24 protein-coding genes, 1 tRNA gene and 1 other annotated feature are annotated in these 25428 nt (G+C 33.3%); of the genes, 22 read left to right on the top strand and 3 right to left on the bottom strand.

Features of this window, described 5'->3' with window-relative positions:
• Nucleotides 1–63: 63 nt before the first annotated feature.
• Entirely contained in the window at nt 64–1440 is a 1377-nt protein-coding gene (locus DWV06_RS06510) for a S1C family serine protease (protein ID WP_162300591.1), read from the top strand.
• On the opposite strand, the gene DWV06_RS06505 is transcribed toward DWV06_RS06510, so the two are convergent.
• A complete protein-coding gene (locus DWV06_RS06505) occupies nt 1414–1704 on the bottom strand; it encodes a DUF1294 domain-containing protein (RefSeq protein WP_115481373.1) in 291 nt (96 codons plus the stop codon). The genes DWV06_RS06510 and DWV06_RS06505 overlap by 27 nt on opposite strands.
• Nucleotides 1705–1852: 148 nt before the next feature.
• Between DWV06_RS06505 and glyA the strand changes: the two genes are divergently transcribed.
• From glyA to DWV06_RS06480, 5 genes are all read left to right on the top strand, one after another.
• The gene (gene glyA / locus DWV06_RS06500; RefSeq protein WP_115481372.1) at nt 1853–3091 is read left to right on the top strand and encodes a serine hydroxymethyltransferase; all 1239 of its coding nucleotides are present in this window, start codon (nt 1853–1855) and stop codon (nt 3089–3091) included.
• Nucleotides 3092–3306: 215 nt separating this feature from the next.
• The gene (locus DWV06_RS06495; RefSeq protein WP_115481371.1) at nt 3307–4707 is read left to right on the top strand and encodes an efflux RND transporter periplasmic adaptor subunit; all 1401 of its coding nucleotides are present in this window, start codon (nt 3307–3309) and stop codon (nt 4705–4707) included.
• Nucleotides 4704–5393: an ABC transporter ATP-binding protein gene (locus DWV06_RS06490; RefSeq protein ID WP_115481370.1), complete on the top strand. Its 690-nt coding sequence runs from the start codon at nt 4704–4706 to the stop codon at nt 5391–5393. Before DWV06_RS06495 ends, DWV06_RS06490 begins: the two co-directional genes overlap by 4 nt.
• Entirely contained in the window at nt 5390–7024 is a 1635-nt protein-coding gene (locus DWV06_RS06485; protein ID WP_115481369.1) for an efflux RND transporter periplasmic adaptor subunit, read from the top strand. Before DWV06_RS06490 ends, DWV06_RS06485 begins: the two co-directional genes overlap by 4 nt.
• A 12-nt stretch (nt 7025–7036) precedes the next feature.
• Complete coding sequence (locus DWV06_RS06480) at nt 7037–8296, top strand: ABC transporter permease (RefSeq protein ID WP_115481368.1); 1260 nt, start codon at nt 7037–7039, stop codon at nt 8294–8296.
• Between the two features lie 31 nt (nt 8297–8327).
• Here DWV06_RS06480 and DWV06_RS06475 read toward each other — a convergent pair whose 3' ends face one another.
• A complete protein-coding gene (locus tag DWV06_RS06475; protein WP_115481367.1) occupies nt 8328–8765 on the bottom strand; it encodes a hypothetical protein in 438 nt (145 codons plus the stop codon).
• A 181-nt stretch (nt 8766–8946) separates the two neighbouring features.
• On the opposite strand from DWV06_RS06475, the gene DWV06_RS06470 reads away from it, so the two are divergent.
• The 9 genes from DWV06_RS06470 (at nt 8947) to DWV06_RS06430 (ending at nt 17396) form a co-directional block, all read left to right on the top strand.
• Nucleotides 8947–9708, top strand: a complete 762-nt coding sequence (locus DWV06_RS06470) for a nitroreductase family protein (protein WP_115481366.1) — start codon at nt 8947–8949, stop codon at nt 9706–9708.
• 93 nt (nt 9709–9801) lie between these two features.
• Nucleotides 9802–9873 (top strand) — tRNA-Gly (locus tag DWV06_RS06465).
• Nucleotides 9874–10600: 727 nt separating this feature from the next.
• Nucleotides 10601–11104, top strand: coding sequence for a transcription elongation factor GreA (gene greA, locus DWV06_RS06460; RefSeq protein WP_115481365.1), 504 nt, complete (start codon nt 10601–10603; stop codon nt 11102–11104).
• 83 nt (nt 11105–11187) lie between these two features.
• Nucleotides 11188–12264: an alpha/beta hydrolase family protein gene (locus DWV06_RS06455; RefSeq protein WP_162300590.1), complete on the top strand. Its 1077-nt coding sequence runs from the start codon at nt 11188–11190 to the stop codon at nt 12262–12264.
• A 218-nt stretch (nt 12265–12482) separates the two neighbouring features.
• Nucleotides 12483–13787 carry a UDP-glucose dehydrogenase family protein gene (locus DWV06_RS06450; RefSeq protein WP_115481363.1) on the top strand — a complete coding sequence of 435 codons (1305 nt, stop codon included), beginning with the start codon at nt 12483–12485 and terminating at the stop codon, nt 13785–13787.
• Entirely contained in the window at nt 13781–14782 is a 1002-nt protein-coding gene (locus tag DWV06_RS06445) for an SDR family NAD(P)-dependent oxidoreductase (protein WP_115481362.1), read from the top strand. The genes DWV06_RS06450 and DWV06_RS06445 overlap by 7 nt, the downstream gene beginning before the upstream one ends.
• 39 nt (nt 14783–14821) lie before the next feature.
• Nucleotides 14822–15241, top strand: coding sequence for an acyl-CoA thioesterase (locus tag DWV06_RS06440; protein ID WP_334294003.1), 420 nt, complete (start codon nt 14822–14824; stop codon nt 15239–15241).
• Between the two features lie 125 nt (nt 15242–15366).
• Nucleotides 15367–15840: a methylglyoxal synthase gene (locus tag DWV06_RS06435; RefSeq protein ID WP_115481510.1), complete on the top strand. Its 474-nt coding sequence runs from the start codon at nt 15367–15369 to the stop codon at nt 15838–15840.
• A 188-nt stretch (nt 15841–16028) separates the two neighbouring features.
• Nucleotides 16029–17396 (top strand): aldehyde dehydrogenase, encoded by a 1368-nt coding sequence (locus DWV06_RS06430; RefSeq protein WP_115481360.1) that lies wholly within the window; start codon nt 16029–16031, stop codon nt 17394–17396.
• Between the two features lie 79 nt (nt 17397–17475).
• On the opposite strand, the gene DWV06_RS06425 is transcribed toward DWV06_RS06430, so the two are convergent.
• Nucleotides 17476–18513, bottom strand: coding sequence for a PPC domain-containing protein (locus DWV06_RS06425; RefSeq protein ID WP_115481359.1), 1038 nt, complete (start codon nt 18511–18513; stop codon nt 17476–17478).
• 206 nt (nt 18514–18719) lie between these two features.
• On the opposite strand from DWV06_RS06425, the gene DWV06_RS06420 reads away from it, so the two are divergent.
• From DWV06_RS06420 to DWV06_RS06390, 7 genes are all read left to right on the top strand, one after another.
• On the top strand, nt 18720–19874 hold the full coding sequence (locus DWV06_RS06420; RefSeq protein WP_115481358.1) for a hypothetical protein: 1155 nt from the start codon (nt 18720–18722) through the stop codon (nt 19872–19874).
• A 29-nt stretch (nt 19875–19903) separates the two neighbouring features.
• Nucleotides 19904–20752 (top strand): thymidylate synthase, encoded by an 849-nt coding sequence (thyA, locus tag DWV06_RS06415; protein WP_115481357.1) that lies wholly within the window; start codon nt 19904–19906, stop codon nt 20750–20752.
• Nucleotides 20753–20764: 12 nt separating this feature from the next.
• Entirely contained in the window at nt 20765–21256 is a 492-nt protein-coding gene (locus DWV06_RS06410) for a dihydrofolate reductase (protein ID WP_115481356.1), read from the top strand.
• Nucleotides 21257–21301: 45 nt separating this feature from the next.
• Nucleotides 21302–21557, top strand: a binding site (T-box leader).
• Between the two features lie 96 nt (nt 21558–21653).
• A complete protein-coding gene (gene ilvB, locus DWV06_RS06405; protein ID WP_115481355.1) occupies nt 21654–23387 on the top strand; it encodes a biosynthetic-type acetolactate synthase large subunit in 1734 nt (577 codons plus the stop codon).
• Between the two features lie 9 nt (nt 23388–23396).
• The gene (gene ilvN, locus DWV06_RS06400) at nt 23397–23894 is read left to right on the top strand and encodes an acetolactate synthase small subunit (protein ID WP_115481354.1); all 498 of its coding nucleotides are present in this window, start codon (nt 23397–23399) and stop codon (nt 23892–23894) included.
• A 109-nt stretch (nt 23895–24003) separates the two neighbouring features.
• Nucleotides 24004–25074, top strand: a complete 1071-nt coding sequence (locus DWV06_RS06395) for a branched-chain amino acid aminotransferase (protein ID WP_115481353.1) — start codon at nt 24004–24006, stop codon at nt 25072–25074.
• Nucleotides 25075–25187: 113 nt separating this feature from the next.
• The gene (locus tag DWV06_RS06390) at nt 25188–25373 is read left to right on the top strand and encodes a hypothetical protein (protein WP_115481352.1); all 186 of its coding nucleotides are present in this window, start codon (nt 25188–25190) and stop codon (nt 25371–25373) included.
• Nucleotides 25374–25428 lie beyond the last annotated feature (55 nt).

Genomic DNA, 25428 nt, shown 5'->3' with positions numbered 1-25428 from the left:
CAATGTATTCATAGAAATGAATCATAACATACTTTATAAATGTATGCGAAAGGAGAGTTTACTATGTTGTACAATTATAATGATGATAACGATACCCCAAAAAATGCAGATGATTATTTAAGTCATGAGGATCCTATTTCTTATACAAATAAACAGAAGAAAAAAAGAAATAGAGTCATTCCGATAACTATTTTTACATCAGCAGTGATATTAGTAGGTGTTGTATCAGGAGCTACTGTTTATGGGCTGGATAGGTATTTAAGTGAAAAGGAATCTACCAAAGTTGCTCAGGTAGAAACAGTGAAAGACAATAATGAAGCAGGAAAAGCGGACAATAGTTCTGCACAGGTGAGTACCGTCGCCACAAATTCAAATAGTGCGGTAAAAAATGTGGATGTATCCAATGTTGTTTCCAATGTAATGCCTTCTATTGTATCTGTAACAAATTCAGCTTATATTTCCAATAATGGTGATTTCTTTGGATTTGGAGAATATGGAATGCCTGGAAATCCGGGACAATCACAAGAAGGTTCAACTGAAAAAGACTCTAAAGGGAAATTGCAGGAAGCTTCAGCTGGTACGGGAATTATAGTGAAACAAACAAATGATACTTTGTATGTAGTGACCAATTATCATGTTATAGAAGGCGCAGATAAGTTAAGTATAACCTTTAATGATGAAAAAACAGTCGATTGTGAAGTAAAAGGATCTGATTCTGATGCTGATTTAGCGGTGCTGGCAGTTCCGATTAAGAATATTCCTTCAGAGACATTATCTAAAATCAAAGTAGCAGTGTTAGGAAATTCAGAAAAAGTAGCAGTTGGAGAGGCTTCTATAGCGATTGGTAATGCATTAGGTTATGGGCAGTCTGTTACAACCGGTGTCATCAGTGCAGTGGCCAGAGAAGTTCAGTTAACAGATTCTACTATGACATTATTACAAACAGATGCAGCGATTAATCCGGGCAACAGCGGAGGAGCCTTGTTGAATGCAAAAGGTGAAGTGATAGGAATTAATACAGTAAAATATTCTTCAGAAGAAGTAGAAGGAATGGGCTATGCAATTCCGATTTCAGATGCTAGTCCAATTATAGATGAATTGATTAAAGCGGAGACGATTCCGGAAAATGAACAAGGATATCTTGGAATTACCGGTGTAGATATTGATGCCCGATATCAAGAATTATATGGTATGCCGGCAGGTGCTTATGTATCTTCCGTAGTAGAAGGATCTCCTGCAGATAAGGCAGGAATCAAAGAAGGAGTCATCATCACAAAAATTGCTGATAAAAAGGTTACTTCAATGCAGGGCTTATCAAATTCCATTAAAAAACATCGTGCTGGTGACAAAATAGAACTTACGATTGCGATCGCTGATAACGGTTCTTATTCAGAAAAGACAGTTTCTGTTACATTAGGAAGTAAAGCTAAAGAACAGTAAAGATAATAAAAGTATTTGAAAAAATAAAATGATTGGCATACCGATTATAAAGTGAAGATGCTTGGTTTTATGATGAAAAATTCTCATACCAAAGATAGAACCAACACTACCGCCCAAAAGAGCCAGGATAAAGAGTGTTTTTTCCGGAATACGCCATTGATGTTTTCGGGCTTTGTCTTTATCAAGTTTCATAGATACAAAAGCAGTCAGGTTCATGCCAAATAAGTAGGCAAATATAATAGTATAATAAATATTAGTAGACATAAAATTACTTCCTTATAGTTATAATTTAATAATTATAAGGGAGTTTTGTGTATGTGTCAAATATTCGTACTTTACATTTGAAGAACTTATGCTATAATTTACATTGGAAATAAATTAGAAAATTTAAATAAATGGAGGTAGTGATCAGATGTATTCTTTAGATGAAGTTAAGACAGTGGACATTGATGTTGCGAATGCGATTACAGAGGAATTAGCCAGACAAAATAGTCACATTGAATTAATCGCTTCTGAAAATTGGGTGAGTAAGGCTGTTATGGCTGCAATGGGAAGTCCAATGACAAACAAATATGCCGAAGGATATCCAGCGAAAAGATATTATGGTGGATGTGAATGTGTTGATATTGTAGAAGAGCTAGCAATTGAAAGAGCGAAAAAATTATTCGGATGTGATTATGTCAATGTACAACCACATTCAGGTGCACAAGCAAATATGGCAGTATTCTTTGCTATGTTAAAACCCGGTGATACTGTAATGGGAATGAATCTGGATCATGGTGGACATTTAACACATGGAAGTCCTGTGAATATGTCTGGAAGCTACTTTAAAATAGTACCTTATGGGGTAAATGACGAAGGTTTTATCGATTATGATGAACTAAGAAGAATTGCTTTAGAGGCGAAACCTAAAATGATTATTGCAGGAGCGAGTGCATATGCCCGTTCTATAGACTTTAAAAAATTCCGTGAAGTGGCAGATGAAGCAGGCGCTTATCTAATGGTAGATATGGCACATATTGCAGGACTTGTTGCTGCAGGACTTCATCCGGACCCAATGCCATATGCGCATGTTGTGACCACTACGACACATAAAACTTTAAGAGGACCACGAGGTGGAATGATTCTCGCTAATGAAGAAGCAGCGAAAGAGTTTAATTTTAACAAAGCTGTTTTCCCAGGAATACAGGGAGGACCTCTAATGCATGTTATTGCAGCAAAAGCTGTTTGTTTTAAAGAAGCTTTAGAGGATAGTTTCAAAGATTATCAGCAAAATATCATTGACAATGCGCAAGCATTATGCAAAGGCTTATTAGCAAGAGGAATTAAGATAGTCTCTGGTGGAACCGATAACCACTTAATGTTAGTGGATTTGACGAACTTCAATTTAACAGGTAAAGAAGTTGAAAAATTATTAGATTTGGCACATATTACTTGTAATAAAAATACGATTCCGAATGATCCGCAGTCACCATTTGTTACCAGTGGTATACGTCTTGGTACTCCGGCGGTTACCTCAAGAGGGATGAATACAAAAGATATGGATGTTATTGCAGAAGCAATTTCATTGATGATCAAGAATGGAGAAGCTAGTACAGAAGAAGCTAGATCCTTGGTAAAATCTTTAACAGATAAATATCCATTGGAATAAAGAATAACGTATAAAACGCCACCGGCATAATTGCCGGTGGTTATTAGATTATAGAAAGAAAGTCCCTATCTGGTAGGGGATTTAATTAAGAATTAATTAAGTTTAACTTTAAAATCAATTATGATATAATAGTTAAGATTTATTATTGTGTCAGTTTTTGGAAAACAAATAGAGATTAAGTTTTATTTAAATTATAAGAAAATCGGAGGGTAAAAATGAAGAAGAAATTGAGTAAAAAGGTGAAAATTATAAGTGCAGTAGTCATAATTGTTCTTATAATTGCAGGAATAGGCATTTGGTATGCATTTTCCGGCTTTGGGGTTTCGGAAGAAGATAAAGTGTATGTAGAGTCAGTAGCAGAAGTTGCAGGATTAACGGGTGTCAATGGTTCACAGAATCGATATTCAGGAGTTGTAGAAGCACAGGAAACTTATAAAATCGAGAAGGATGCGGATACAAAAGTAAAAGATGTCTTAGTAAAAGTTGGGGATACCGTTAAAGTAGGACAAGAATTATTTACATATGACGTGGATCAATTGCAGACTCAAATAGATACTAAGAAATTAGATATTGAAAAAATGCAAAGTGAAATCAGTGGGAAGTATAATGAAATTAAAGGATATGAGAATGATAGAGCATCAGCTACAGCAGATGACAAATTTCAAATTACAGTTTCAATAAATTCTGCGAAAACAGAAATTAAACAAAAAGAATTTGATATTAAAAAAGCTCAGAAAGAATTAGAAAATTTGGAAAAGAAAATACAGACTTCTTCCAAAAAGAGTGAAGTTGAAGGTGTTGTAAAATCGATTAATAATACAGAAAATACGGATGTTTCAGATGAATCAGAGGATTTACCGATGGATACGCAGGATGGTTCTGGTTCTGCATTTATGACAATTTTAGCAACCGGTAATTATCGGGTAAAAGGAATAATAAGTGAACAAACTGCCCAGTCTTTAGGTGAAGGAAGCGAAGTAATCATACGTTCCAGAATCGATGAGCATGCGACATGGAAAGGAACAATTAATAAAGTAGACTTAGAAAACAAAGTTCAAAGTAATACAGATCAATTTTCAGACGAATCATCTTCTGCTAATACTGCGACGAAAGTACCTTTCTATATTACCTTAGAGAACTCAAAAGGGCTTATGATGGGACAGCATGTTTTTGTTGAATTAGATCAGGGTCAGAATGAGAATCAAGAAGGTATCTGGTTAACAGAGAATTATATCATACAAGAAGGTGAAACTGCTTTTGTATGGGTTTCCAACAAGCATAAGAAATTGGAAAAGAGAACAGTAACACTGGGAGAATATAACGAAGAACTTGCTAAATATCAAATTAAAGAGGGATTGACTGAAGATGATTATATTGCATTTCCAAGAGAAGAATTCAAAGAAGGTATGCTGACTACGACTGAAAAGGCAGAAGAAGCGGAAGCAGAAGAAGAAATTCCGGATGATATGATTCAGTCTCAAGATTTTGAAGGAGCTGAAACAGAGATACCGGATGGAGAAGAAGCATTGACCGATGATGCTGCAATGAAGGATGAAAGTATGCCGGCAGAAGGAGAAGATACAGAAGAAACAGATTCTGCGGAGGTGGAAGAATGATACTGGAATTAAAGAATATCTTCAAGAATTATCAGCAAGATAAAATGGTAGTTCCGGTTTTGAAGGATGTTAATCTTGAAGTAGAAGAAGGAGAATATGTAGCGATTATGGGACCATCGGGGTCGGGAAAGACAACATTAATGAATATCATTGGATGTTTGGATCAACCTACGTCAGGAACTTACCATTTGGGAGAACAGAATGTACTGAATCATAGTGATAAAGTCTTATCAAATATAAGATTGAACAGTATAGGATTTGTATTCCAAAGCTTTAATTTACTGCCAAGACAATCTGCTTTAGAAAATGTAGAACTTCCCTTAAGCTATGCAGGAGTTCCCAAAAATGAGAGACATGAACTGGCAGCACGGGCTTTGGAACGGGTTGGTCTGGCAGACAGAATGAAATTTAAACCGACTCAATTGTCAGGAGGTCAACAGCAAAGAGTTGCTGTTGCAAGAGCTATTGTAAATAACCCTAAAATTTTGTTGGCGGATGAGCCGACCGGAGCTTTGGATAGTAAAACCGGAAAGCAGTTGATGAAATTATTTGACAAGCTAAATGAAGAAGGGGTTACAATTGTTATGATTACTCATGACGCCCACATTGCCAATTATGCCAAAAGAGTAATTATGATACGAGATGGTGAAATTGTTTCCAATTCCGGAGAGGAGGAAGCAGAATGAAAAAAAAGCTTATTATTATCATTAGCGTTATCATTGTAATAACTTTAATTGTTGGAAGTATAGTTATTTTTATGATAAAAAAAGGTTCACGCAGATATGCGGAGGTATATTCTGTTGATAGTATAATTCAAGAGTCAGGTCAAATGGAAGAAAGTATGGGAATGGTAACGAATAATGTTTCTCAGAATATTTATCTTGAAGAAGATCGTTCTGTTGGGGAAGTGTTTGTAGAAGAAGGACAGAAGGTGAAAGAAGGAGACAGGATATTCTCATATGATATTGAGGAAGCGAAGTTGGAATTAGAGATAAAAGAATTAGAACTTCAAAATGCAAAAGATCAGTTAGAGAGTGATAATAGAGATTTAGTAAAATTGAAAAATACGACTCCTGTTGCTGATGAACCTGTTGAAGAGCCAACGGAAGAGCCAACGGAAGAACCGACTGAAGAACCAACGGAAGAACCTGTAGAAGTAAAACCGAAAGATGGTGAAGCTTACAATATTCTCGATACAAAAGCAAAAGCTTTTGAAGGGAATGGTGCAGGAAAAACACCATATCGTTACTTGTGTACGGACAGTTCGTATATTACAGGAGAATTGATTAATATTTTAGCAGGCTATAATAAAGAAGGAACTAAGAAAAAAGGAGAGCCTAAAACTGCTATCTTTGAAGTTCATAAAGGAAATAAAGAAAAAGGTAAAATTATTTATTCCTGGACTTTTGTAGGGAAAAACAATAAACCTGTAGACCCTGCGGTGAAATGGAATATTAAAGGTTCTGAAGTTGAAGAAGAGAAAACAGAAGAAGAACCAATTGATGATACACAGGAGGAAACAGAACCTGTGGATGATGATTCAGCCAATGAAGGAGAGAATACATCTGACGATACCATGGAGTATGACAGTCAAACTTTAAAAAGTGAGATAGCGGAAACAGAGCAAAAGATAAAAGATGATCAAGTAGAAGTAAAAGAGGCTGAGTTGAATTATAAAGAAGCCAAGAAGAAGGTAGATGCCGCTGAAGTAACTAGTAAAATAAATGGAGTTGTAAAAAAAATAAATGGAGAAAATTCTAACGGCGAGCCTTATATAGTGATTGCAGGTTCAGAGGGATTATATATCAAAGGATATATAAATGAATTACAGTTGAATGAAGTACAGACCGGTCAAAAAGTAACAGCTACGAATTTTGAGACAATGGAAAACTTTGAAGCCGTAATCAAAGAAATAGCCAAATATCCGGCAAGTAGTGAAAATATTGGCTTTGGAACCGGTAATCCCAATTCTTCTTATTATCCATATATTGCATACGTAGATAACGCTAAAGGATTAAACAATGGTGATTACTTATCTCTTAAATTGGAAAAAGGCGCAGATTTAGCCGCATCAATAGAAATTCCTGCTCCATTGGTTCGTAATAGCGGAAGTAATTACTATGTTTATGTTGCAGACAAAAACAATAGATTGAAAAAAAAGAGTGTAAAAATAAGTGCAATTAATACAGATATGGGTTCTATTGAGGTAGAAGCAGGATTAACAATGGAAGATAGAATTGCTTTTCCTTATGGTCCAACAGCAAAAGAAGGAATGAAAGTAAAAGATGCAGAATTTGACATGGGAATGGAAGAATAGGGAGGTAATGATATGATCGAAAATATTAGGTTGTCCTTTCAGGGGATATGGTCACATAAAATGAGATCCTTCCTTACTATGTTGGGAATAATTATAGGTATTGCAGCTATTATTGCTATTGTATCCACTATCAAAGGGACAAATGAAAGAATCAAAGAAAATATAATAGGTTCAGGAACGAACACAGTAAATATAAATCTATTTCAAGGAGATAATGAATTTTATTTAGATGAGATGTCTTCAGTTCCAAGCGGAGTTAGCGTTTTGGATGAAAATTATAAAAAAGAAATATTGAAAGATGATTTAGTTCAAAATGCTTCTTTTTATAATAAAAGAGAGATTTATCAGGAAGCATTTTATAAAAATGCTCATTCAGGAAGTAAAGTATTAGGTGTTGACAATAGCTATTTTGATACTTGCAGTTACATATTTAAGAGTGGTAGAGGCTTTTCAGAAAGTGATTTCAACAAATTTCGAAAAGTAGTTATTCTAGAGTCTTCTGTAGCTACATCACTTTTTAAAAGTGAAGACCCGATAGGAAAAACTATTGAAATAAAATCAGAGCCTTATGTAGTAATTGGTGTTGTAGAAAAGTCCAAAAAGTTTGAACCAGTCATTAATACAATGGAAGACTATTATGAATATATGACCAATATTAGTGGTGGCAGTATCTTTATTACAAATGCCACGTGGCCTATCTGCTTTGGATATGATGAACCAAAACAAGTGGTTATAAAAGCTTCATCTACAGACAATATGTCGAAGGCCGGGAAATTTGTAGCAGATTATTTAAATTCAAATGCGATTACAAAAGAAGCAGTAGATATGAAGTATAAGGCTGAGGATATGATGGAAGAAGCTCAGAAGAAACAAGAGTTAAAAGAACAGACGAATAATCAGCTTCTTTGGATCGCCAGTATTTCTCTTTTGGTAGGAGGAATTGGTGTCATGAATATTATGCTTGTATCTGTTACAGAGCGTACAAGAGAAATAGGATTAAAAAAAGCAATAGGAGCACCCAAAACGAAAATATTAGCTCAATTTTTGACAGAAGCAGCTGTTCTAACGAGTATTGGCGGTTTGATAGGTGTTGTAGCAGGAATTATTTTGGCACAAGTCATTTCAAAAGTAGCCAATGTACCAGCTGCGATTAGTATTCCAGCAGCAGTTGGTGGTGTAATATTTTCTATGTTGATTGGAGTTGTCTTTGGAATTTTACCATCTTATAAGGCAGCGAACTTAAATCCAATCGATGCATTACGATATGAATAACAGAAAATCCACGGGCGATCCGTGGATTTTTTTATTTTTTTTCTGCTTTAGCTAATGCAGAATCAATTGCTTTTAACAAAATTGCTGATGTATATTGATTAGTAGGCGAATAGGAAATGTCTTCTAAAGATTGATTTTTATATATTTGCTCACATAGTTCATCTAATGCAGGTTGCATAAGTGGATACATTGTCGTAGTAGTTTCGTCTAAATTGCTTAGACTAATAGAATTTATATGATTATTATCAACTACAACTTTCAGGTCTAATGTATGATTATTCAAATCAATGGAGGAAGTATAAACTCCGGCTATGTATTGTGAAGTTGGAGTTGTTTGTGGAGAAGTTTCTTTTTCAGGGAGAAACATAAAAATAAGGAGAACAATTAATAAAATTCCAAGGACAATAAATATTCCAGTATAAATTAACTCCTTTAAATGCAGAACTACAATTTTAGTTTTCGAACTCATAAAAAACCTCCTGTCGGTTCATTTACTATATTCTATTAAGTCACAATTGAGTTTATGCGTGAAAAAATATTTATAAGTTTTTAAGAATAAAAAATAATAAAAATTTAAGCTTTTATAGAATATAAATATGATATAATTAAAAAAATAATGCGTATAAAGTAAAGATAAAAGGGTGAGAGTTATGACACTATTTGAAACCATCTATAATAGACAATCTGTTCGTAAATATATTATGGAAGATTTGAGCGAAGAAAAGCTTGAATCAATTAGAAGATATAATGAAGAAATCATACCATTATATCCTGAAATTAAGACTAGAATGGAGATTGTTTCTTATAAGGAAAGAAAAAATAAAATGAACGGAATATTTGCTCTCAAGGCACCTTATTATTTGCTCTTTTATTCTGAAAAAAAAGATGGTGATTTGCTTAATGCGGGCTATATGCTGGAACAGATGGTTTTGTATCTGGCTATGAAAGGGCTCGGAAGCTGCTATTTAGCTAATATGAAGAGTAAAATTGACAGTGTCGGAAATCGGCTTATTATAATGTTAGCATTTGGGAAACCTGAAGGAAAAATAGGACGAAGTGAGAAAGAGGCGAAACGTTTAACGTTGGACAAATTATGTGTTTTCAAAGAAGATGTAAACCGCAGTTTTTTAACAATGTTGGAAGCAGCGAGATTAGCCCCGTCTTCTTTTAATAGACAACCTTGGAGATTTGTTGTATACAATAAACGTATGCATATGTTTTGTAAAAGACCATTACTTCCGATAAAATATACCCAAGATATTTCTAAAATCGATATGGGAATTGCTTTAGCCCATATAGCAATAGCAGCAGATGATTTGTGGGTAGATATTCAGATTAAACATTTGGAAAATCTAGCATCGATTCCGATTGCAAATAATGAGTATATAGCAAGCATTACGTTAGAAAATTAATTTCCTAGAAATGAAGAAAATAAAAAAAGTATAAAAATAATTGACAAAAAGAAATCTTTATAGTATATTATTGCTTGTGTCTGATAGACAAATGCGCGAGTGGCTCAGCGGTGGAGCACCTCCTTGCCAAGGAGGGGGTCGCGGGTTCGATCCCCGTCTCGCGCTTTTTTTTATTATCGCTCAAACCTATATTGTGTGGGTTTGGGCGATTTGTTTATCCTATTGAAAAGATTTTCTTATAGATGATAATTTTATATTTAGTTGGAATCGTTGCAGTTATAATAAAAAATTTTACTAATAAATAGAAAGCAGGAAAAAATGAAAACACCGATATTAGAAACTAGAAGATTAATATTAAGACCTCTTACCATCACAGATGCCCAAGAATTGCAAAGTCCAATCTTGCATCAGAAAATGTTTTGAAAAAATTAGGATTTGTATATAAAGAGGACTGTCCATATGAATGTAATAATGGAACAATAAAGGTGGAAGGAAAGGAAAACTAAGTGTGTTAAGTTTTGAGTAATAGTAAAAAATGAATTATTACATAGAAAACCGTTCGAAAATTCGAACGGTTTTCATTATTAATAAATATCAAAGAGAACCTTTCCCGGAATGATATTTCTGGAGCATTTAGAAGTAATATTATTTACAGTAGAGATCACAATATCTCGTATATTTTGAATTTAAAATACCTCCTTTAAATTTGATTTTCGTAAATGCTACATTATAATTACAAACCAATACAAATACATTATAATAATATTGCAAAATTATTACAAGGAAATGTTATCGACATTAGTACAACGAATATTTATCTAATTGAAGTTTATAAGTATAACAGAATGTAGTATAATGATAGAAGTAAATTTAAAATTAGCGGGGATAAATTATGTTTGATAAAGTAACAGAAAAAGATATCAAAAAAATGAAAGATGAAATAGAACATCGTAAGTTAGTAGTACGAAAAGAAGCAATCAGAGATGTTCAAGAAGCAAGGGCACATGGTGATTTAAGTGAAAATTTTGAGTATAAAGCAGCGAAGCAATTTAAGAATCAAAATGAAAGCAGAATAAGATATTTAGAGAAGATGATAAGAACAGCACAAGTGATACCGGAAGATTCCAATGACGACGAGGTGGGACTTAATGATCAGGTAACGATTTATGTTCCGGAGGATGATGAAGAAGAGGTTTACAAGATTGTGACGACTGTAAGAGCGAATTCAACACAGGGGCGGATCAGTATCGATTCACCATTAGGAAAAGCATTACTTCATCATAAAGTTGGAGATACAGTAAGGATAAAAATAAATGAAAATTTTGAATATGATATCATAATTCGAAAAATAGATAAGTTGAAAGATGACGGAACGGATGAACTTCGAAAATTTTAATAATATCAAGAAAAATGAAATTAGGAATAGTTTTTGTTCCTTAAAAATATTATATTTTACAGATGAAATTAAGGAGAACAAAGATGAAAGAAACTGTAAACGGCAGAGGAAAATTTATTAAACTTTTTATTGTCAGAACAGGTATTGTTATTGTAGTATTTTCAATTATTAGTATGATTATAGTCAAAAAGCTGTATGATAGTAATTTTCCCAGATTTAATAGACCTGAATTTTCAACCGAGATAAAATATAATGAGATATCTAAAAATTATAAGAGGTCATCATTTCAATTTCCATCGGGGAAAAATCAACTGCAGGGTTATATTTATGGACAGGAAAATACAAAAGGATTAGTAGTAGTAGCTCATGGAATTAGTGCCGGTTCTGATAGTTATCTGCCTCAAATCATGTTTTTGGTGGATCATGGATGGAGGGTACTGACATATGATTGTACAGGAAGTTATGATAGCGAAGGAGAAAGAACCAGAGGATTTCCGCAGTCTATCCTAGATTTAGATGCAGCTCTTACATACATAGAAAGTAATAAGGAATTAAATACCTATCCGGTAATGTTGTTTGGTCATAGCTGGGGAGGGTATGCAGTTGCCAATGTATTGAATTTGAATCATAAAGTAGATGGGGTTATAAGCGTAGCAGGTGTGAATACAGCATATGAAATAGCTATGGAAGAATCTCATAATATTATGGGGCCTTTTTCTTATATTTTGGCTCCTTATATATCATTATATCAAACAATGCTTTATGGGAAAACAGCGTCTTTCAGTGCAGTAAATGGAATTAACCGTTCCAATGTACCGGTTATGATCGTTCACGGTGATCATGACACCCGGGTTTTATTTAATGGAAGTTCTATTATTGCCCATGAAGATAAGATTACCAATAAAAATGTTCGTTATTTAATTTGCAGTAAAGAACATCATAATGGACATGGAGATTTCTTTTATTCTGATACTGCGCTAAAGTATGGAGCAGAGATAAATAAACAGTATTTAGAATTAAATAAAAAATATAAAGGGAATATTCCATATGAGATAAAGAAAGAATTTTATGATAGAATTGACAGGCTGTTAATTAATGAAGTAGACTTCGAATTTATGACAAAGATAAATGAATTTTTAAATAAATGTTTAGAGAAGTAAGGACAAATTATCCTATTATGATATGGTTTCAATAAAATCGGGCTGAAAATATTTAAAATTCAATCCTTAATATTGAATTAATAATTTGTAAATCTTACCTTTTTATTGTAAAATAAAAAAAGATTGTTTTTGACCTGACCAAGATTAAAAACTATTATGAATAGGGAGATATATAATAAAATACTAGTATTGATAAAGTAATAAGGAGGAAATGTACGATGAAAATAGCAGTTGCAGGAACGGGATATGTAGGGTTGGTTGCTGGTGTTTGCTTTGCAGAAGTAGGGCACAATGTAACTTGTATTGATATAGATGAAGAAAAGGTGAAATTGATGAAATCAGGTGTTTCGCCAATCTATGAAGAAGACTTAGAAGAGCTTATGGTAAAGAACTATAAGGCTGGTAGAATCGATTATAGTACAGATTATAAAACAGCATATAAAAATGCGGATGCCATTTTTATTGGTGTAGGAACACCGGAACTACCTGATGGATCTGCAAATATGGAGTATGTTGCGACAGTAGCAAGACAGATTGCTGAAAATGTAGAAAAAGATTGTCTTGTAGTAGTGAAGTCAACAGTTCCAGTGGGAACTAATGATAAAGTGGAGCAGTTTATTAAAGACTCTTTGGTCAGAGATGTTAAGGTAGAGGTTGCCAGTAATCCGGAATTTCTGGCACAGGGAACTGCAGTCAGAGATACACTGCATGCTGCCAGAATTATTATTGGTACAGAGAGTAAAGAAGCAGAGGAATTATTGAGAAAAATTTATGAACCGTTTCATTTACCGATCGTATCAGTAAATAGAAGAAGTGCTGAAATGATTAAATATGCATGTAATGATTTTTTGGCTTTAAAAATATCTTATATGAATGATATTGCAAACTTATGCGAGTTGGTAGGAGCTGATATTCAGGCTGTTGCAGAAGCTATGTCGTATGATGATCGTATCGGAAACAGATTTTTAAATGCAGGCGTAGGTTTTGGTGGAAGCTGCTTTCCAAAAGATACCAAAGCTCTAAGTTATTTGGCAGAACAACATGGTTATGAATTAAAGACCATTAAAGCAGCCATTGAAGTGAATAAAAAGCAAAAAACAGCATTGTATAGAAAAGCTTGTAAGAGATTAATTACATTTAAAGATCTGAAAGTGGCAGTTTTAGGTCTTGCTTTTAAGGCAGGAACTGACGATTTACGGGAAGCTCCTTCTTTAGAAAATATACCGCTATTATTAGAAAACGGAGCGGATATCTACGCATATGATCCAGTTGCTGCTGATAATTTTAAAAAGAGATATCCGGATCAGATTACATATGTGGACAAGCCAGAGGAAGCTTTAAAAGATGCACAGGTGTGTTTTGTGTTTACGGAATGGAATGAGATTAAAAATATTGCACCAGGAACTTTTAAAGAGCTGATGCGTACGCCTCTTGTCTTTGATGGACGAAATTTATATGATGTAAAAGAAATGAAATCTACAGGTATTGAGTATTATGCAATTGGACGAGGTGGAATATGTTAAAAGCTTTAGATCGAACAAAAAAATATCTAGTAACCGGTGCAGCCGGTTTTATAGGTTATTATTTAAGTAAAAGATTATTAGAAGAAGGTTGTTGTGTTATCGGTTATGACAACCTTAATGATTATTATGAAGTTTCATTAAAAGAAACGCGTCTTGATTTATTAAAGAATTATGATAAGTTCACTTTTTATAAAGGGGATCTAGCAGATAAAGATTACTTGGAGAACGTATTTCAACAAGAGAAGATTCAGGTTGTTGTGAACTTGGCAGCGCAGGCAGGAGTGCGATATAGTCTGGAAAATCCGGATGCATATATTCAGTCGAATCTTGTTGGCTTTGCTAATATTTTGGAAATGTGTCGAAATTATAAAATTGAACACTTGTTATTCGCTTCTTCCAGTTCGGTCTATGGAAATAGTGATAAAATACCTTTTTCTGTAGAAGACAAGACAGATCAACCAGTAAGTTTATATGCTGCGACCAAAAAAGCAAATGAATTATTGGCATATTCTTATAGTCATTTGTATTCTATACCGGCAACAGGTCTTCGGTTTTTTACGGTTTATGGTCCAATGGGCAGACCAGATATGGCATATTTTTTGTTTACAAAAGCAATTTCAGAAGATAAATCGATTAAAGTTTTCAATAATGGAGATTTATATCGCGATTTCACATATGTGGATGATATCATTGATGGAATCGTAAGATTGATAGAAAATTCAATTGTACTTAAACAAGAGACAAAACCACCATTTAAAGTTTATAATATAGGAAATAATCAGCCTGAAAAATTGATGGATTTTATAAAATATTTGGAAGAGTGTTTGGGAAAAGAAGCCAAGAAAGAATTCTATCCTATGCAGCCAGGGGATGTTTATCGGACTTTTGCGGATGTCTCTGATTTAGAAAAAGATGTTGAATTCAAACCAAATACATCATTAAAAGCTGGATTACGTTATTTTGTAGATTGGTATAAAGAATACTATTCAATATAATATTTATCATCTAAGGAACAGGAAGTGAGAGTAGAAATGATAATAAAGCCATATGAGAGACTGGCACAATATTATGAAACGGATCAAATGAAAATCATTCATCATTCCAACTATATACGTTGGTTTGAGGAAGCCAGGCTCAATTTTTTGGAACAGATCGGTCTCAATTATGATAAAATGGAATCAAATGGAATCATTATTCCGGTATTATCAGTAAATTGTGAATATAGATCTATGATTCGATTTGCAGAGATTGTTTTGATTCAAATAAAAATACTATCTTATAATGGGATTAAAATGAAGATTGGTTATGAAATCAGAGATAAGAAAACGAATGAATTAAAAACCATAGGTGAAACGAGTCATTGTTTTTTTAATGAAGAGTATCAACCTATTTCATTGAAAAGAGAGTATCCAGAGGTAAATAAGATATTTCAGGAAATCATGAATTACAATTAAGTTATAATACTAATTTGTAGTTGTTTATACAAAACACCTTGGATTTTTATAATTTTATGTTATAATAACATAGAAGTTATGAATTGTACAAAAGAAGTAAAAGAAGGGATTTGTGTAAGATGGTTATGGATGATTATATTACATTTACATTAGGAAAGCAAAAAAATATTGCATTGATTGCACATGATAGTAAAAAACCGGAACTTATTAGATGGTGTGATGAAAATAAAGAAATTTTAAAGCAACATTTTTTATGTGGGACAGGTACAACAGCAAGAATGATTGCTGATCAGACCAATTTACCGGTTAGAGGATATAATAGTGGTCCTTTAGGCGGAGATCAACAAGTTGGTGCCAAAATTGTAGAAGGAAAAATAGACTTAGTTATTTTCTTTTCTGATCCCTTAACGGCTCAGCCTCATGATCCGGATGTTAAGGCTTTATTGAGAATTGCACAGGTTTATGATATTCCTATTGCTAATAATAAGGCTACAGCAGATTTTATTATATCTTCAAAGTTTATGAATGAAGAGTATAATCATAAAGTGATGAATTTTCAAAAAAATGTACAAAATCGTGCTAAAACATTACAAGAATAAATAGTATTTATGATTTGCCAGATAGACTAGAAGTCTGTTTGGCAAATTTTATTATAAAAGGTATTTATTTTTGTATAATACAAATACTTTTTATATTGTATATAAATCTTTTTTGAGTAATAAGTATTAGTCATAAGAACTAATTAAAATATTTGATAATTGTTTTTACGATAGTAAGGAGGGATATCATGGAAAAGATTTTAGAAAAGCAAAACCAATTTTTTCAAAGTCAAAAAACAAAAGATATTTCATTTAGAATTAGGCAGTTAAAAAGATTAAAAAGGGAAATCATTCGTAGGGAAAGCAAAATTAAGCAAGCATTATATGAAGATCTGGGAAAACCCGAATTTGAGTCTTATATGACAGAGATATATACTTCAATATTAGAAATTCAAGATATGATTCATCATTTGGAAAAATGGGCGAAGTGTAAAGAGGTATCAACACCTCTTATTTTAGCATTTGGGAAAAGTGAAATCAGATATGAGCCGTTAGGCAGTGTATTGATTATGGTGCCTTTTAATTTTCCTTTTTTATTAGCGATCTCTCCGTTAGTAGGAGCAATCGGAGCTGGTAATTGTGTTGTTTTAAAACCATCCGAGCATGCTTCCAAAACTCAAAAAGTATTAGAGCAGTTAATCAAAGCATTATATCCTCCAAACTATATAGAGATAAAGACAGGCGGCATAGAAACGGCTCAGGAGTTGTTAAAATTACCGTTCGACCATATATTTTTTACAGGAAGTTCTAGAGTGGGCAAAATTGTAATGGAAGCGGCGGCCAAAAATCTAACACCGGTTACACTTGAGTTAGGAGGTAAAAGCCCGGTTATTGTTGAAAAAACAGCTGATATTAAAAGTGCAGCTAAAAGAATTGCATTTGGGAAGTTTTTAAATGCAGGGCAAATTTGTGTAGCACCGGATTATGTGTATGTACAAAAAAGTATAAAAAAACAATTTGTAAAGGAACTTAAAAAAGCAATCCAAGAATTCTATGGCCAAAAAGCGGTGAATAGCAAGTCGTTTGGAAGAATTATTAATAAAGAATATTGGGATAGAATAAATATAATTTTAGAGAAAGATCGAGAGTATATAATTTATGGAGGGAACAGTAACAGGAAACATTGTTTTATTGAACCGACCTTATTGGATATACCTTCTTGGAGTGCGGAGTGTATGCAAGAAGAGCTGTTCGCACCATTACTTCCTATTTTGACATTTCAATCAATAGAAGAGGTAATAGAAAATATTAATAGGAAGGAAAAGCCTTTAGCCTTATACTTGTTTACACAAAATAAAAAAGTAAAGGAAAAGGTTCTTTCAGAAACTTCGTCAGGAGGGGTATGCATTAATGATACCATTTTACATTTAATGAATGCAAATCTGCCTTTTGGTGGGGTCGGTCATTCTGGAATGGGAAGTTATCATGGAATACAAAGTTTTCGAACGTTTTCCCATGCAAAATCGGTTTATTGTAGAATGAATAAATGTTGCTTATCAATGTTATTGCCACCATATAATAATAGTATTTTAAATATATTGCAATTATTGTTTTAGAAAGGAGAACCTATGAGTAGTTCTCCTTTATCCTATTTGCATTCTTTGTGCTAAATCCCCTTATATTCTATTAATTAATTTATTTAAACTTCAAATTATAATACCCAGAGGATTTTTTATTGCCACGTGCAATTTTAATATAGTATGTTTCCTTTTTTAAAGCATGAAGACTAATGATATTTCGTTTGAAATTAGCATCATACACATAAGGTGCACTATATAAAATAGATTCCCCTTTTGAATTGTATATTTGAATGTAAAATTGGTCATTTGTAGAGCCGGTGAGCGTAATTTTGATTTTCTTTGGACTACGCAGTTTAAATTTATACCAATCAGTAGTTTTTTTATTCGCAATAATTAGACCAGTTACTTTTTTGCCGGATTTCAATTTATAAGCTTTGGATCTTTTAGAACCACTTTTGTCTATAACGCTTTTGTAAGTGTACTTTAATGTGAGTTTTGGACAGTTTATTGATTGGAGTTTTAGATAATAAGTAGTCCCTTTTTTAACACCATATACCACTTTTTTATAAGATTTCATCTTAGGATTGCTATAATTTTTTGAAGATAATGATTTTTTTCTAGAATTACATAAGGTGATAAAACAAGTGGAATTCTTTGGAGAAAGAGCAAGATAACCATCTTTAGAGGGTTTGATTTTATAATATATTTTCTGCTTATTTGTTGCAGGATACGCATTAAAAATTTTGGCAGAGTCGAGCTGCATATCAGTAGAACATAAATAATTAAAGGAATAATTTGCTGCTTTGGCAGAATAGGTTCCTAAACGATAAGTACCTTTTTTTACAGAAAAAGTTGCTTTATAATCTGAATTTTTAGTAACAGTGGTAGAATCAAGTAATTTGTTAGAGTTATTGTATAATTTGTAAACGGTATCAACGGGTTCCTTTGTTTGAAATGTAAGATATCCGTTTGATGGTACAACAACCGTAAAAAAGGTTTCCTTCTTTGTGTTACAGTCTACATAGGTATAGGTTTTTTCGGTTAATAGATTATTTTGAGCTTTTACATGAAAACCTGAAATTAAAAAACAAAATATCATACAGAAAATTGTTGTCAAATAGTTACGATTTAAAAATATTTTTTTATCCTTCATTTATTTTCCCCTTTTCAAAAATTTTATAATAACCGAGTTAACTAGGCTAGTTATTATAATAATATTTTACTCAAATGGAAGAATATGTCAACAAGTAAACAAATTTATATAATTAAGTAAAAATTTGCCTTTACATTTCTATAAAAAATGGATAAAATAAAAACGATGTGAGTAATTATTACACTTTCTAGAAAAGGGGAAAACGAATGAAAAAATTAAAAATGTTATTATGCTTAATGTCAATAACTGTTGGTTTGTCAGCTACACAGTTACAGGCAAAAGCGGCAAAAGAACAAACAGGAATTGAAGTTACCAAAGAGACAAAACAGGAATCGACAGCTCAAAGAGCAAAAGCTCAATCAACTAAAAATGATCGGTCTGTTAAAGAAATGAGTATACCTAAAGCAAAGATTTCAAGTATTAGCAAAAAGATGGACTTAAGTGGTTATTATTATTACAATAATGTCAGCTATACATTAAAAACTCCAGGTCTTCTACATATTAATACAAACAATATGGCAGATTATGTTTATGTATATAATGTAACAACGGGTAAAGTGGCTTATTCATATGCAGACAGCTCTTCCGGTTATCATGCTACATTTTCATTGGGTAAAGGAACTTATCGTGTATTAATTTCAGGATATGATTATTTAAATGGTCTTCGTTATACTTCAATTAGAACAGAAGTACCACAATTTTTGCCGACTAAGAATAAAACTGTAGTTAGAGATGATAACTTTTATTTTAAGAGTACTTATTATGTGAAAGTAAAAGCAAGAAAGACTGGAGTTCTTACAATCAAGCCGCTGGCAAATTCTATGTATGTCAAATTGGTTAATGCAAGAAAAAAAGCTCTTTCAACAGATCAGTATTATTATAAAGGCTCTAGTGCAAGCTATGGAATAAAAAAAGGTGCTACTTATTATGTAAAAGTAACGTCAAGTATGAGAGCAAGATATGCAATGAAATTTACTTCAATTAAAGAAAAAAGCGGAAGTAAGAAATCTAAGGCTGCCAAATTAAGCAAAAAGAATAGATGGTCACACGGAACATTGTTGGCAGGTTCTAAGACAGCAGATTGGTATAAAATCAAGTTAAATAAAAAAAGTAAACTTAATATCATTCTAAAACCACAAATTTGTAATGTACTAAAGTTATCTGTTTATGGACCAAATGGTAAGAGATGGGGCGATGTAGCAAAAATTACACCTTATTCTAATGGAACAGAACGAAAATTCCAATTATATACTTCAAATTGGATTAGTAAGAATTATAAGATTGATGCTGGTACATACTACGTTAAGATTGAAAGAGGAAGTAAATATACTTCAGGAAGTTATTCAATTAAATGGAAATAATATAAAAAATAAAACCTAAGGAGGTCAAAATGAGTATAGCAGACGGAATTTTTATCGATATGTGCAAGGACATTCTGGAAAATGGTGTCAGTACGGAAGGAGAGAAAGTTAGACCTAAATGGGAAGACGGTTCTGATGCTTATACAATTAAACGATTCGGAGTAGTGAATCGTTATGACCTCTCAAAGGAATTTCCGGCATTAACATTAAGAAGAACAGCAATCAAAAGCTGTGTAGATGAAATGCTTTGGATTTGGCAGAAAAAGTCCAATAATATCCATGAATTAAATAGCCATATCTGGGATAGTTGGGCAGACGAAACGGGCTCCATTGGAAAAGCATACGGATATCAGATGGCAGTAAAGCATCAGTATAAAGAAGGTTTGATGGATCAGGTGGATCGTGTAATTTATGATTTGAAAAATAATCCTTATAGTAGAAGAATTATGACAAACTTATATGTACATCAGGATCTAAGTGAAATGAATCTATATCCATGTGCATATAGCGTTACATTTAATTGTACGAAGGAAAAAGATAGTAATCAATTTACTTTGAATGCTATTTTAAATCAAAGATCTCAAGATGTTTTAGCAGCCAATAACTGGAATGTGTGTCAATATGCAGTGTTGGTGCATATGTTGGCACAAGTATGTGATATGAAAGTTGGTGAGTTGGTACATGTCATCGCAGACGCTCACATTTATGATAGACATGTACCATTAATCCAAGAATTAATTCAAAGAGAACCTATGGATGCACCTGATTTTTGGCTTAATCCTGATATAAAAGATTTCTATGAATTTACAGTGAATGATGTCAGACTTGATAACTATCAAACGGGACCGCAAATTACGAATATTCCGATTGCAGTATAAGGAGAAAATGTTATGAATTTAATCGTTGCAGTAGATGAGAATTGGGCAATTGGTTGTAACAACAGATTATTAGTCAGCATTCCCAATGATATGAAATTTTTTCGAGAAACAACTACTGGGAAAGTAGTTGTAATGGGAAGAAAGACTTTAGAGAGTTTTCCGAACGGATTGCCTTTGAAAAATCGTACCAATATTGTATTGACTTCCGATGAAAACTATAAAGTAAAAGATGCTATTGTTGTTCATAGTCTGGAAGAATTGCTAGAGGAACTCCGTAATTATGAAAGTCAGGACATCTATATAATCGGAGGCGAAAGTATATACAGACAGATGTTAGAGTATTGTGACGTAGCACATGTAACTAAAATTCATTATGTTTATAATGCAGATACATTTTTTCCGAATCTGGATCAAATGAAGGAATGGGAAATAACTGCGGATAGTGAAGAACAGACTTATTTTGATTTAGAATATGAGTTTTTAAAATATGAAAGAAAAAAATAGTTGACAAAAGTTTGATACACTTGTATAATTACCGTAATTATTATTTTTAAAGCGTTGATAAGGAGGAGTACATACTCTTCGAATCTTTAGAGAGAAGATGGTTGGTGAAAATCTTTGAGGAGAAAGTATGGAAGTAGCCTTTGAGCTGTGGATGGAACGAGAGAATTCTTTAGTAGAGTCCACCGGATTTCCACCGTTACAGGGAATAGAATATCGGATAGTAGATATCCCGTATTTAAAGAGTGCAGGGAAAGTTTTCCTGAAATTAGGTGGTACCGCGGATAGTATATTCGCCCTAAGCTGAATTATTTCGGCTTAGGGCTTTTTATTTATCTTTTGGAAATGAGTTACATTTTCGATAGAAAGAAACAAAATAATAAAGAAATAGGAGGTTCATATGAAAGGTTCAGGAGCAAAATTATTTGTAAAAGCTTTAATGGAAGAAGGCGTAGAAACAGTATTTGGTTATCCGGGAGGATATGCAGTCGATCTGTTTGATGAATTATATAGACAGGATTCCATTCAAATTGTCTTACCTAGACATGAACAGGGTTTGATACATGCAGCAGATGGATATGCCCGGTCTACCGGGAAGGTTGGCGTGTGTTTAGTGACCAGCGGTCCGGGTGCTACGAATCTGGTAACTGGGATTGCAACGGCCAATTACGATAGTGTGCCTCTTGTTTGCTTTACCGGTCAGGTACCATTAGGGTTAATTGGTAATGACGCATTTCAAGAAGTTGATATCATTGGAATTACTAGAAATATCTGCAAATATGGTATTACAGTTCGGGATCGAAATGATTTAGGAAGAATCATCAAAGAAGCTTTTTACATTGCAAAATCAGGAAAGCCGGGTCCGGTAATTATAGATTTACCTAAAAATATACAAACAGAATTAGGATTCCTTGATTATCCCGATGAAGTGAATATAAGAGGATATAAACCGAATATCAATGTTCATATTGGACAATTGAAGAAAGCATGGAAAACACTGAAAAATGCGAAGAGACCTTTAATTTTAGCAGGTGGGGGCATTACAAGAGGAAAAGCCTACGATTCTTTACAAAAATTAATCGATAAATCCAACATTCCGGTAGTTACAACAATAATGGGGAGAGGAGCAATTCCGACAGACCATCCATTGTATATTGGAAATACAGGTATGCATGGTACCTATGCATCCAATAAGGCTGTTTCAGAATGTGATGTACTGTTTTCCATTGGTACTCGATTTAATGATCGCATTACAGGGGATTTAAATGAATTTGCACCAAAGGCTGCTATTATACACATTGATATTGATACAGCATCTATTTCAAGAAATGTAAAAGTTGATATTCCAATTGTTGCTGATGCCAATATAGCAATAGAAAAATTGTTAGACTGGGTGGAACCATTTGAAACTCAGAAGTGGTTGGAAAAAATAAAAGCCTGGGATGAAGAAAATCCATTAGGAATGAAAAAGGGAAAAGGAATGAACCCTGAAATAATTATCAATAAAATAAACGAAATATTTGAACATTATACAGTAGTTTCCGATGTTGGTCAAAATCAAATGTGGACTTCACAATTCTTAAAGATGAATAAAGAGCGCAAGTTTCTTATGTCAGGAGGATTAGGGACTATGGGGTTCGGTTTTCCGGCAGCATTAGGAGTTCAGATTGCGCATCCGGAAGAATATGTTATATCTATAAGCGGTGACGGCGGAATACAGATGAATATTCAAGAGCTGGCAACCGCAGTAGTGGAAGAATTACCGGTTATTATTTGTGTTTTTAATAACAATTATTTAGGTATGGTTCGTCAAATGCAGTACTATTTTTATGGGAAACGATATGCAGCAACTTGCTTACGACGTAGAAGCAGTTGTCCGTCAAATTGTAAAGGACCAAATTCTGCCTGTCCTCCTTATACTCCCGATTTTATTAAACTTGCAGAAAGTTATGAAGTATTAGGGATTCGTGTTACATCTGAAGAAGAAATTGAACCGGCTTTTAGAAGGGCATTGATGAATCGTAAAAAGCCAACGTTAATCGAGTTTATGATTGATAATGAAGAATTGGTATTGCCTATGGTTAAGGGTGGAAATCCAATGAGTGAGATGATTTTACCAACAGGTAAAAGATAGGAGGCAGAGATGGAGAAAAGATGGATTGCATTATATGTAGAGAATGAAGTGGGCGTCTTAGCGAAGATAGCGGGTTTGTTTTCTGGAAAATCTTACAATCTGGAAAGTCTGACAGTCGGAACGACAGAAGATAAGACAATTTCTAGAATGACGATAGGAGTCAAAAGTGATGACATTACATTCGAACAAATAAAAAAGCAGTTAAACAGGTTTGTAGAAGTAATAAAAGTAATAGATCTGACCGATGTTCCGATGCATAGAAAAGAAATATTATTTGTAAAAGTTAAAAACTGTACCACACATGATAAGACAGAACTTTTTCAAATTGCAAATGTATTTAATGTTCATGTTTCTGATTATGGGAAAGACAGTGTTTTACTTGAATGTATGCTCCCCGACCGAAGAAATGATGAATTGATACAATTATTAAACTTACATTTTAAAACAATTGAAGTAGTAAGAGGCGGAAGTGTTGCGATAGAGTCGATTAGTACCTCCTGTATATAATAAAAATATTGACAATAAATGTCATAAGTATAATAATAATATAAAATGTGCAAGGAACATGCTGAAAGAATGTATTAAATTAAAATAGTTTTAGGGAAGGAAGAACAACATGTTAAATATCAGAATTGAAAAAACAAAAAATCCGAAACCATTGCCAGCGGCAGATGATCCATTAAAGTTTGGAACTATTTTCACCGATCATATGTTTATTATGAATTATGAGACCGGAAAGGGTTGGTTCGATCCGAGAGTAGTACCCTATCAGAAAATTGAATTAGATCCTTCCGCAATGGTATTTCACTATGGACAGGAAATGTTTGAAGGCTTAAAGGCTTATCGTTCAGAAGACGGAAAAGTCTTACTATTCCGTCCAGATAAAAATATAGAGAGAGCGAATAATACAAACAGAAGAATTTGTATTCCTGAAATACCGGAAGATATTTTCCTGGAAGCAATCAAAACGGTGGTAAAAGTTGATGAAGCATGGGTTCCAAGCAAGCCTGATACTTCTTTGTATATTAGACCGTTTATCATTGCAACAGATCCATATTTAGGTGTAAGACCGGCAGATACTTATTTATTCATGATTATACTGTCACCGGTAGGTCCTTATTATCCGGAAGGGTTGAATCCTGTTAAGATCTGGATAGAAGATGAATATGTCCGTGCAGTGAAAGGGGGCATTGGAGAGGCGAAGACAGGTGGGAATTATGTAGCAAGTTTAGCTTCACAAGTGAAGGCACATGAAGAAGGATATTCACAAGTTCTTTGGTTAGATGGTATTGAACGGAAATATATCGAAGAAGTAGGAGCAATGAATATATTTTTCAAAATAAATGGAACCGTTATTACACCAAAATTAAATGGAAGTATTTTACCAGGAGTTACCAGAGATTCTTGTATTCAGTTATGTAAAAAATGGGGTCTTACTGTTGAGGAGAAGAAAATTTCAGTAGATGAAGTTTTTAAAGCAGCTGAGGATGGTACCCTCGAAGAAGTATGGGGTACAGGGACAGCAGCAGTAGTATCACCTGTTAGTCATCTTCGATGGGAAAATAAAGTATCAAAAATCAAAGATGGAGGAATTGGAGAACTTAGTAAAAAACTGTATGAAAACATCACAGGAATACAATTAGGAAAAATTCAAGGGCCGGATGGATGGATTGAAGTAGTGAAATAATCTATAGAAAATCTTAAGAAAGTCGTAAAAAAATATCTAATCATTGCATGCTAAAATACTTAATGTAAATATGAGAATACATTTAGATAAAGTATTAAGGAGTGTGTGTTAATATGAAAAGAAGCGAATTCCATTCCATTGATGGAAAACATACCAATAAACTGAATTGGTTAATGATTGCCTTTGGTATACTTGCCATTTGTATTACAGGATTTTGTTATACAGCTCATTTACAGAATAAGAACAATCATGTTATAAAATATGTAAATAGAGCTGAACCATATTCAGAAAGGATTTAATTATAATTTTTGATAAATAGCAAAAAGATGAGAAGAAAATTTGTATTGTTTTTCT

Origin of the sequence: Anaerosacchariphilus polymeriproducens (assembly GCF_003363435.1) — a bacterium.
In the GTDB taxonomy this organism is placed as follows: Bacteria; Bacillota; Clostridia; order Lachnospirales; family Lachnospiraceae; genus Anaerosacchariphilus; species Anaerosacchariphilus polymeriproducens.
The sequence above is the reverse complement of the archived record's forward strand: the minus strand, read 5'-3'. Positions and strand labels throughout refer to the sequence as shown.